10 protein-coding genes are annotated in these 9731 nt (G+C 59.8%); 4 read left to right on the top strand and 6 right to left on the bottom strand.

Annotated features, from left to right (window positions below; translation table 11 throughout):
• Window positions 1-1039: ComEC/Rec2 family competence protein (locus AC1DLB_RS01385; protein WP_477784507.1), on the bottom strand; the 1039-nt coding region annotated here is incomplete at its 3' end.
• Window positions 1040-1175: 136 nt separating this feature from the next.
• Here AC1DLB_RS01385 and AC1DLB_RS01380 point away from each other — a divergent pair.
• A complete protein-coding gene (locus tag AC1DLB_RS01380; protein ID WP_018926237.1) occupies window positions 1176-1697 on the top strand; it encodes a DUF2062 domain-containing protein in 522 nt (173 codons plus the stop codon).
• Window positions 1698-1768: 71 nt separating this feature from the next.
• On the opposite strand, the gene AC1DLB_RS01375 is transcribed toward AC1DLB_RS01380, so the two are convergent.
• The 4 genes from AC1DLB_RS01375 to AC1DLB_RS01360 all read right to left on the bottom strand — a co-directional run bounded on the left by AC1DLB_RS01375 (window position 1769) and on the right by AC1DLB_RS01360 (window position 4937).
• Complete coding sequence (locus AC1DLB_RS01375) at window positions 1769-2548, bottom strand: ABC transporter permease (RefSeq protein ID WP_477784506.1); 780 nt, start codon at window positions 2546-2548, stop codon at window positions 1769-1771.
• Window positions 2545-3477: an ABC transporter ATP-binding protein gene (locus AC1DLB_RS01370; RefSeq protein ID WP_018926239.1), complete on the bottom strand. Its 933-nt coding sequence runs from the start codon at window positions 3475-3477 to the stop codon at window positions 2545-2547. The genes AC1DLB_RS01375 and AC1DLB_RS01370 overlap by 4 nt, the downstream gene beginning before the upstream one ends.
• 133 nt (window positions 3478-3610) lie before the next feature.
• Window positions 3611-4234, bottom strand: a complete 624-nt coding sequence (locus AC1DLB_RS01365; protein ID WP_018926240.1) for a glutathione S-transferase family protein — start codon at window positions 4232-4234, stop codon at window positions 3611-3613.
• A gap of 43 nt (window positions 4235-4277) precedes the next feature.
• A complete protein-coding gene (locus AC1DLB_RS01360) occupies window positions 4278-4937 on the bottom strand; it encodes a transglutaminase-like domain-containing protein (protein ID WP_192350883.1) in 660 nt (219 codons plus the stop codon).
• Window positions 4938-5174: 237 nt separating this feature from the next.
• Here AC1DLB_RS01360 and AC1DLB_RS01355 point away from each other — a divergent pair, with 237 nt between their 5' ends.
• Window positions 5175-7424 (top strand): acyl-CoA dehydrogenase, encoded by a 2250-nt coding sequence (locus AC1DLB_RS01355; RefSeq protein ID WP_477784505.1) that lies wholly within the window; start codon window positions 5175-5177, stop codon window positions 7422-7424.
• Between the two features lie 108 nt (window positions 7425-7532).
• Entirely contained in the window at window positions 7533-7940 is a 408-nt protein-coding gene (locus AC1DLB_RS01350) for a PA2817 family protein (protein ID WP_007938686.1), read from the top strand.
• A 69-nt stretch (window positions 7941-8009) separates the two neighbouring features.
• Here the strand turns inward: AC1DLB_RS01350 and AC1DLB_RS01345 are convergent, their stop codons facing one another.
• The gene (locus tag AC1DLB_RS01345) at window positions 8010-9008 is read right to left on the bottom strand and encodes a LysR family transcriptional regulator (RefSeq protein WP_064616565.1); all 999 of its coding nucleotides are present in this window, start codon (window positions 9006-9008) and stop codon (window positions 8010-8012) included.
• Between the two features lie 90 nt (window positions 9009-9098).
• Here AC1DLB_RS01345 and AC1DLB_RS01340 point away from each other — a divergent pair, with 90 nt between their 5' ends.
• Window positions 9099-9725 (top strand): alanyl-tRNA editing protein, encoded by a 627-nt coding sequence (locus tag AC1DLB_RS01340; RefSeq protein ID WP_477784504.1) that lies wholly within the window; start codon window positions 9099-9101, stop codon window positions 9723-9725.
• Window positions 9726-9731 lie beyond the last annotated feature (6 nt).

The following is a 9731-nucleotide window of genomic DNA, read 5'->3' as shown; positions in this document are numbered from 1 at the left end:
GGCCCAATCGCCCACCAAAGGTGAAAATCAGCACCGCTACTGCCGCAAAGGACAACCAGAAACCCGGTTGCAGGCTTGCCAGCGGGTCCAGCAGCAAAACACCGTCAAGCGCCAGCAACAGCGGCCACCAGGCGCCGAGGTGACGAAACCGTAGCCGCCACAACAACAGCAGACCAATCATCAGGCAGGCCCGACGCACCGGCACCTCGAAACCGGCCAGCAGCCCATAACCGAGCGCCGCCGCGAACGCCAGCCCACACGCCCATGGCAGCCACGGCAAGCGCCTAGGCCATAAGCCATAGCGCGCCAGCCCGGCGATCAGCAGATACACCAGCCCCGCCAGCAAACCAATGTGTTGCCCGGAAATCACCAACAGATGCACGGTGCCGGTGTCTTGCAGCACCTGCCAGTCCTCACGGCTCAGCCCGGCGCCGTCCCCCAGCACCAACGCCGTCAGCGCTCCCGTTCGCCCGTGCGCATCCACGGCCTGCAAACGCTGACGAATGCCGTCGCGCCAGGCCCACTGCGCTTGCCCCAGTCGCTGACCGTCCTTGACGGTCCCAGTGGCGCCAATACGTTGGGCCAGCAACCAGGCGTCGTAATCAAAACCATGAGGGTTGAGCAGCCCGGCAGGACGCTTCAATTTGACTGCCAGCCGCCACCGCTCGCCACTGTTGACGGGCGGCCCGCCATACCAGGCCAGACGCAGGTGCCGGGGCAGTTGGGTGCGACGCGACTGACTGTCTGTCAGTTCGAAACGCACTACACCCTCGGCCTGCTGCGGCAACCCGGTAACCCGGCCTTCGACCCAGCGAGTCTCGCCATCGAGCTTCAGCGCCAGGCGATCATCCAGCGCCCACTGCGCATTCGCACACGCCCAACTGAAGCCAAACAACCAAAATGCCAGTGGAAAGGTTCGAAACGGCAGCAACATCAAACCCACTACCGGCAACAACAGCCACAACCCTGCCGGCGGCAGTGCCGGCAAAAAACGCAGGGCCAGCAGACCCAACGCCAGCGCCATCATCCCTGTGCGCATAAGCCCGTCCTTGAGAGTCCCCTCCCTAGGCTTAGCCGTCGCGCCGCACAGGCGTCGTTAACAATTGTCACAAAGTCTGAATGGGCGGTTCGTAGAATCCAGACATACTTGCCGCCTTAACCGACCGAGAAGCCTTATGCCCCGGCGCTTATTCAAACGCTACATGCCAGACCCGACCAGCATCAGGGAACACAAATCCTTACGCTTTCTTGGCACCCTGCTGCATGACCCGAACCTCTGGCACCTCAATCGTCATTCCGTCGCGCGGGCCATGGCCGTCGGCCTGTTCGCGGCGTTCCTGCCCATCCCGTTGCAAATGCTGTTGGCGGCCATCCTCGCCATCGTAGTGCGCGGCAACATGCCGATAGCGGTCAGCCTGGTCTGGCTGACCAACCCGATCACCATGCCGGCGGTGTTCTTCTGCACCTACCAGACCGGCGCCTGGTTGATGGACGTCCCCGCCAGGAGCTTGCCGGACGAGTTGACCTGGGCATGGATCAGCGGCGAGCTCTCGACTTTGTGGCAACCGTTTTTACTGGGCTCGGTGGTAACGGGGCTGGTGCTTGGGGCGTTGGCTTATTGTCTGGTGATGATGTATTGGCGCTGGTGGGTGAGTCGGCAGTGGGCACGGCGTAAGCGCAGCCGGATGCAGGAATGAAAAACGGCCTCCACTTGGGAGGCCGTTTCTTTTTGCGGTGTTTGCCCGCGAAGGCCGTGACACGGTCTTGATCAGGTACGCATCCCGCGYCCRCTSACCAGCARCCGCGCRCAACCGATGTACAGCACRACRGTYGCTACCAGCATGAARGYAATSGCSAYGCTGATCTTGATGTCCGACACGCCAAGAATGCCGTAACGGAAGGCGTTGACCATGTGCAGCACCGGGTTGGCCAGCGAAACGGTCTGCCAGAACGGTGGCAACAAGCTGATCGAGTAGAACACCCCGCCCAGGTACGTCAGCGGTGTCAGCACGAAGGTCGGGATGATCGAGATGTCATCGAAATTGCGTGCAAATACCGCGTTGATGAAACCCAGCAACGAGAAGATCGTCGCCGTCAGCAGCACCACCAGAACGGTCACGCCCAGGTGATGCACCTGTAGCGTGGTGAAGAACAGCGACAGCAGCGTCACGATGAGCCCGACCATCAACCCGCGCAGCACGCCGCCCAGGGTGTAGCCGATCAGAATCGTATGGGGCGACACCGGCGACACCATCAGTTCTTCGATGGAGCGCTGGAACTTGCTGCCAAAGAAACTCGACACCACGTTGCCATAGGAGTTGGTGATCACCGACATCATGATCAGCCCCGGCACGATGTACTCCATGTACGTGAAGCCACCCATGCCGCCGATCTGCCGACCGATCAGATTGCCGAAGATCACAAAGTACAGAACCATGGTGATGGCTGGCGGCAGCAAAGTCTGCGGCCAGATCCGGGTGAAGCGCTTGACCTCACGGTAAACGATGGTATTGAGGGCGACGAGGTTGGGTTGCAGCTCGGAACTCATACCGCCACCTTCGACAGATTTTTCTCCACCAGGGACACGAACAACTCCTCAAGGCGATTGGTTTTGTTACGCAGGCTCAACACTTCGATGTTCTGCTGCGCCAACTGGGTGAACAGCGCGGTAATGCCCATGGCCTTGTCGACCTGGACTTCCAGGGTATGACTGTCGATCAGTTTGGCCGGGTAACCAAGCAACTGCGGCGCCACTTGCAAGGTGTTCTTCAGGTCCAGCAGGAACGTCTCGACATGCAGTTGGCTGAGCAACTGCTTCATGCTGGTGTTCTCGACAATGGTGCCGTGGTCGATGATGCCGATGTTGCGGCACAACTGCTCAGCCTCCTCCAGGTAGTGGGTGGTGAGGATGATGGTGATGCCTTTCTTGTTCAGTTCAGTGAGGAAGGTCCACATCGAGCGACGCAATTCGATGTCCACCCCCGCCGTCGGTTCGTCGAGGATCAGCAGGCGTGGCTCGTGAACCAGCGCCCGGGCGATCATCAGTCGGCGCTTCATGCCGCCGGACAGGGAGCGCGACGGCACATCGCGCTTGTCCCACAACCCCAGTTGGGTCAGGTACTGCTCGGCGCGTTCCTTGGCGATTCTCGCCGGGATGCCGTAGTAACCGGCCTGGGTCACGACGATGTCGAAGGTCTTTTCGAACTGGTTGAAGTTGAACTCCTGGGGCACCACACCAATGCAGCGCTTGAGCGCCGCTGGTTCCTTGTCCAGGTCGTGACCGAACACATTCACCGTGCCGCTGGTTTTGTTTACCAAGGTCGAGATAATGCCGATGGTCGTGGATTTGCCGGCGCCATTCGGGCCGAGCAAAGCGAAAAAGTCACCTTCGGCGACGTCCAGATCGATACCACTCAAGGCCTGGAAACCGTTGCCGTAGGTTTTGGTTAGCTGCCGGATGGACAGAGCGGAACTCATATCGGATTTACGCACCAGGAAGGGAAGAAAGGAATAAATAAGGGCGGGCGGCGAGCAATGCAACCGCGGCGCATGAGCGCAATGGTGCTTGTCGCCGCCACACAAGTACAGTCACGCGTGTTGATAGTGAGTATTAAGTCAACGCGGTCATGACGGCTTTGCGATAGGCCGGACGCTGTTTCAACCGTGCGTACCAGGCTTCTAGATGTGGCAGCGGCGCGCGCTCGATCGGCATCTCGAACCAGGCATAAATGAAGCTGCCCAAGGGAATGTCGCCCATGCCGATCTCATCGCCCGACAGGTATGGCTTAACCGCCAGCGCTTGATCGGCCATCGACAGCAGATCGTCGCACTCCTTGATCGCAGCCTTGATGGCCGGCCAGTCCTGCTGCTCTTGCGGGGTGCGCAACACGCCCCAGAACACCGTGCGAAACGGCGCGGCAAAACTTGAGGTGGTCCAGTCCATCCACTTTTCGGCCGAGGCACGGGCTTGCAGGTCCGTCGGATACCAGGCAGTGCCGCTGGCATGGCGAGCCACCAGGTAACGCACGATGGTGTTGGATTCCCACAGCACGAAGCCGTCGTCTTCGATCACCGGCACGCGACCGTTGGGATTCATCGCCCGGTACTCAGGCGTGTCGACCACGCCAAAGGCACCGCCGGCGTCGATGGCTTCATAGGCCAGGCCCAGCTCTTCGGCGGCCCACAACGGTTTTCTGACATTCGACGAATTTTTCCGACCCCAGATTTTCAGCATGACCGCCCCTTGTTGGATGAATGCGCAGGCAGCATACGCCGGATCAGGCGCGACTCAAATCGCTCTGCATGTCACCCAGTTGCAGCGGCAGCCGCTCGCCGAACAAATGCGGATAGCACTTTTCCAGGTGCTCGAAAAAAAACGCTTCAGGCACATCGGTGAACTGGCCGTGATCGACCAGGTATTCCATCAGTTGCTCGCCGTCACGGTTGAAGGGATGGAACACACTGTCGTTGATCCCGTCGAACTCCAGCGGCGCGACATTGAACAACTCGCAGAGTTGTTGATTGAAAGCCGGCGTGGCTTTAACCCAATGGTCGTCCAGATACAGCTCGGTGTAGCCGTGCATGGCGAACACATCGCTCTTGAGCAGTTCGAGCAGGCGCGGCGTCGACAGGTGATTGCGCACATCCGCCAGACCGATACGCGCCGGGATCCCGCAATGCCGAGCGCAACCTGCCAGCAGCGTGGCTTTGGGCACGCAATAACTCTCCCCGGCCGCCAGCGCATAGCTGCCGCGCAAGGTCTGCGGATCACGGCTGAAGGTGTAGGGGTTGTAGCGCACGGCCTCGCGCACGGCGTAATAGAGATTGATCGCCTGCTCCTGCGGATCGCGCCCGGCGCCACGATGTTTTTCGGCGAACTCCACCACCGAGGGATGGTCACTGTCGATGAAGCGGCCGGGGCTCAGATACGCGTGCATGGGAGCTATCTCCTGGGGGAAGCCACGAGTCTAGCGACACCTTCAGCACAGAGATAACGACGTTTCGGCCAAATATCAGCGCTTGCCCGCCCTGTTGACGAGCCCTCCATCGAAATAACTGACGAAGTCCGGCCGTTTCGTCCTACAAGCTCAACCCGATCGCTCCGACCACCCACTTTTATGGATGCCGTCTAAGCTCTGAGAGTGGTTTTGCCCCTGGCTTCAGGAGAATTAATTATGCTGCTGTTGTGGATACTGGTTCTGGTGGTCGGGATTGCCTGGCTGGCACATCGCCGCACCGCGCCTCTGCCCGCTTTGGGCATCATCGCTGTCTATCTGCTGGCGATGGGCATCTTCAGACATGCGAGCCATGCCCCCGTCTGGCTGCTGCTGATTTTCTGGGTGTTGCTCGCGGCCGTGGCCGCCCCCCTGTTGCTGCCGGACCTGCGCCGAAAACTGTTCACGGCGCCCATATTCAACTGGTTTCAAAAAAACCTGCCGCCCATGTCGCAAACCGAGCGTGAAGCCATTGAAGCCGGCACGGTCTGGTGGGATGGCGAGCTGTTCAGCGGTCGTCCGGACTGGAACAAGCTGCTGGCCTATCCAAAAGCGCAGCTGAGCGAAGAGGAACAGGCGTTTATCGATGGCCCGACCGAAGAGCTCTGCGCCATGGTCAGCGATTGGCAGATCGGCCAGTTGATGGATCTGCCGCCCAAGGCCTGGGATCACATCAAGCAGCATGGCTTTTTTGCCCTGATCATTCCCAAGGAGTACGGCGGCAAAGGCTTCTCGGCTTATGCGCACTCCCAGATCGCGATGAAACTGGCGACCCGCAGCGGTGACCTGGCCTCCACCGTCATGGTGCCCAACTCCCTCGGCCCGGCGGAACTGCTGCTGCACTACGGCACCGACGAACAACGCAATCATTACCTGCCACGGCTGGCCCGCGGCGACGATATCCCCTGCTTTGCCCTGACAGGCCCGATGGCCGGTTCCAACGTCGGGGGCATGACCGACACCGGGGTGATTTGCAAAGGTGAATGGGAAGGCCAGGAAACCCTTGGCTTGCGCCTGAACTGGGAAAAACGCTACATCACCCTCGGTCCGGTGGCGACCTTGATCGGCCTGGCCTTCAAGGCCTATGACCCGGACCATCTATTGGGTGACAAAGTCGACCTGGGGATCAGTCTCGCATTGATTCCAACCCAGACACCCGGTGTAGACATCGGTCGCCGTCACTTGCCGCTGGGCGCCGCCTTCATGAACGGCCCGAACGCCGGCAAGGATGTGTTCATACCGCTGGAGATCGGCGGCAGTACCTGGCTGATGGACAGCGCGCGGATGCTCACCGCCAACGCCGTCGACCTCGGCGAAAAGCCGTCGGTGCCCTCCGCCATCATCAAATACCACCTCTCCGAACGCGGTCGCGAATGCATCAGTCACGCCATGGATGTTCACGGCGGCAAGGCCATCATCATGGGCCCGAACAACTATCTCGCGCGTAGCTGGCAAGGTGCGCCCATTTCCGTCACGGTCGAAGGTGCGAACATCCTGACACGCAACCTGATGATCTTCGGCCAGGGCGCTATTCGCTGCCATCCGTTCGTGCTCAAGGAAATGGYCCTTGTCCACCGCGAAGACAAACAACAGGCGTTGATCGAATTCGACGCCCTGCTGCTCAATCACATTGGTTTTGCCGTGAGCAACGCCGGCAGCACCCTGGTGCTGAACCTTGGCTTCGGACATTTCGAACACATGCCCGGGGACAAGCTCAGCCAACGCTACGTGCGCGCCCTCAACCGTCAGGCCGCGGCATTTGCCATGCTTGCAGACCAGTGCATGATGCTGCTGGGCGGCGACCTGAAACGCCGCGAACGCTTGTCCGCACGTCTGGGCGATGTGCTCAGCTACCTGTATCTGGCCTCCGCCGCGCTCAAGCGATATCACGATCTCGATTCGCCAGAGCATATGCGTCCGTTGTTCGCCTGGGCGATGGAAGAGAGCCTCGGCCAGTCCGAGCGTGCGCTGGACGAACTGCTGACCAACTTTCCGAACAAGGTACTCGGCTGCTTGCTGCGGGTACTGGTGTTCCCGTTCGGTCGCCGGCACAGAGGCCCGTCGGACAGACTGGCGGCCAAAGTCGCCGCAGTCCTCGGCCGCGCCAAGGGCGACCCGACCCTTGAGGAGTTATTGGCGGGCTGCTATCGCCCGCAATCGACAGAGGATCCGGTCGGCGCCTTGCAGCACGCCTGCGACTTGCTGAACGCCGCCAAACCGCTACAGAAAAAACTCAACACGGCGCTGAGAAGTCGCCAGGTCAAACCCTCTGTCGGGGAGTCGGTCATCGATGCCGCACTGGAGGCTGGCGTCTTGCAACCAGTTGAAGCGGAGACCTTGCGTGAGGTGGAGGTGGCGCGGCGCAAGGTGATCGACGTCGATGATTTCGATAAAGAGGTGCTGGTGCTGGGCAAGGGCAAGGTCCGCTAATCCAGAGGACCGTGTGTCGCCTTACCATCATGGGGCGCTTTACCCTGTGAAAAAGGGGCGCGGGAGCTTTATACTCCTGCGCCCGTTTTGCTCTTGAGGACTTATCTCGTGTCCAATGTCGTTGCCGATCATCTCGTCTTGCTCGACCACCTGCGCAGTATCCTGGTCGCCGTAGGTGAGGCCGAACAGGTTCCCGAAGAAAGCCATGCCTTGTTCCTGGAGCGCTTCGACGAACTGCGTGCGTTGCTGCCGGTCGACCCGATCGAAAGCCAATACCTGGGCCAGGACATCCTGTGCCAGATCATCACCCGCTACCCACAAATCGCCCACCTGGTGCCGCGCGATCTGCTGTGGTACTTCGCCGGTGACTGCCTGCACTACATGCCCGATGATGAAATCGACCTGTACCAGGCGCTGGAAGAACGTCGCTTCGAAGCCGAACAGAACGATGAACCGTTCGACTGGAATCAGGAAAAACAGCTGCTGGCGATGTCGAATCAGGACAGCAAGCACTGATCTCCAATCAGTAACGCAAAAGGCCCGCATGGTTAATCATGCGGGCCTTTTTTGTTGGCCGGGTAAAGATCAAAACAACCCATCACTCTCCGGCAACTCATACGCTGCCGCGCCCTTGCCCATCGCGCTTGGCTTGCCCGGATTGCTCAAGGTCGGCTCCTTCTCCAGGCATTCCACCAGATAGTCGATGAACACCCGTAACTTGGGCGGCAGATAGCGGGTGGGCGAATGCAGCAGCCAGGCGCCTCCGTGGTAGGACGCCAGAAAGGTCCAGTCCGGTAATACCTGCACAATCAGCCCCTGTTCCAGTGCATAACGGGCGGTGAAGTACGGCAGGCTACCGATCCCGATGTGTTGCAATACCGCGCCCAATCGCACGCCCGTGTGATTGGCGGCGTAACGTCCGCGCACGCCGACGGTCACGGCTTTACTGCCTTTCTTGAACTTCCAGCGCGCATCGCTCGGGGTTTCGCCCAGATAGATGCAGCTGTGATTGAGCAAGTCGTGGGGATGAGTCGGTGTGCCGTGCTCGGCCAGGTATTGCGGCGTGGCGCAGAGCAAATGGTCGATGGTCAGCAATTGGCGCCCCACCAGCCCCGCAGGGGGCCGATCGGTAATACGGATGGCCAGGTCGACGTTGTCATCGATCAAATCCACCTGGCGGTCCTCGAGCAACAACTCCACATCCACTTTGGGATAACGCCGCAGAAACTCCGGCATATGTGGATGAATCACAAATCGCCCGACGGCCTTGGGCACGCTGACGCGCACCAGCCCTTCCGCTTCCTGGGTGAACTGACCGCTGATTTCCATCACCGACTTCGCCGCGCTGACCATCTCCTGGCAGCGCTTGAACACCTCTTCGCCTCCGTCGCTCAGGCGTAGCTTGCGCGTGGTTCGTTGCAACAAACGCGTGGCAAGCGCCTTCTCCAGCCGCGAAATGCTGCGACTCACCGCCGAGGGGGAAGACCCCAACTGACGCGCCGCTTCGGAGAAACTGCCGGTTTCGACAACCTTGACGAAAATCGCCATTTCACCGAGCAGTGGCAAGGGAAGATTTATGCTCACAGCGCAACAGTCCTTTGATGGTTGAACGGATTATCACGCAATTCCACGGTTCATATAATAAAAATAGAAACTTTAATAAGGGCATGGAATATGACGCTTCGCCTCTTTTTCCATAGTGATGACCTCAGGGCCAATGTGGAAGTCCTGGATTGCACGCCCTATGAGAACGAGTTCGCCGTGGTGCTGCGCGCCACTCTGTTTCACCCACAGGGCGGCGGGYAACCCTGTGATACCGGCTGGATCGGCGAAAGCCAGGTGCTGCGCGTGGTGCAGGAAACGGAGCGGATCATCCATTTCGTCGACCACCCGGTAAAACTCGGCATGATCCAGATTCGGGTCGACGAGCAACGCCGCCAGTTCAATACGCGCATGCATTCGGCGGGGCACCTGATCGGTCACTTTGTTCAGGCCATGGGCTGGATGCCGATCAAGGCTCATCACTGGCCGGATGAAGGACGTGTGCAATTCAAACCAGGCGATGGCGCGCAGGAGGTTGATGCCCAGACGATTCAGCACGGCATCAAGCAATGGATCGCCCATGATCTGCCACGCTTGACGTCGTTGCGCGAAGGCGCCCGTGAAATCGGTTTCGGTGAGCTGCCCGCCTACGGCTGCGGCGGCACCCATGTACGTAGCCTGAAGGATTTGGGCAAGGTCACGATCGCTTCCCTTTCGCAGAAAAAGGGAACGCTGTCAGTCCACTACCACGTGGATTGAGCTTTT

It is taken from the genome of Pseudomonas sp. 05N434 (assembly GCF_056396965.1).
Note: the sequence above shows the minus strand (reverse complement) of the source record. Positions and strands in the feature narration are given on the sequence as shown.

Excerpts from the sequence above, each read along its gene's own strand:
- AC1DLB_RS01380 (WP_018926237.1), top strand. The coding sequence starts at position 1,176 with ATGCCCCGGCGCTTATTCAAACGCTACATGCCAGACCCGACCAGCATC.
- AC1DLB_RS01370 (WP_018926239.1), bottom strand. The coding sequence starts at position 3,477 with ATGAGTTCCGCTCTGTCCATCCGGCAGCTAACCAAAACCTACGGCAAC.
- AC1DLB_RS01365 (WP_018926240.1), bottom strand. The coding sequence starts at position 4,234 with ATGCTGAAAATCTGGGGTCGGAAAAATTCGTCGAATGTCAGAAAACCG.
- AC1DLB_RS01360 (WP_192350883.1), bottom strand. The coding sequence starts at position 4,937 with ATGCACGCGTATCTGAGCCCCGGCCGCTTCATCGACAGTGACCATCCC.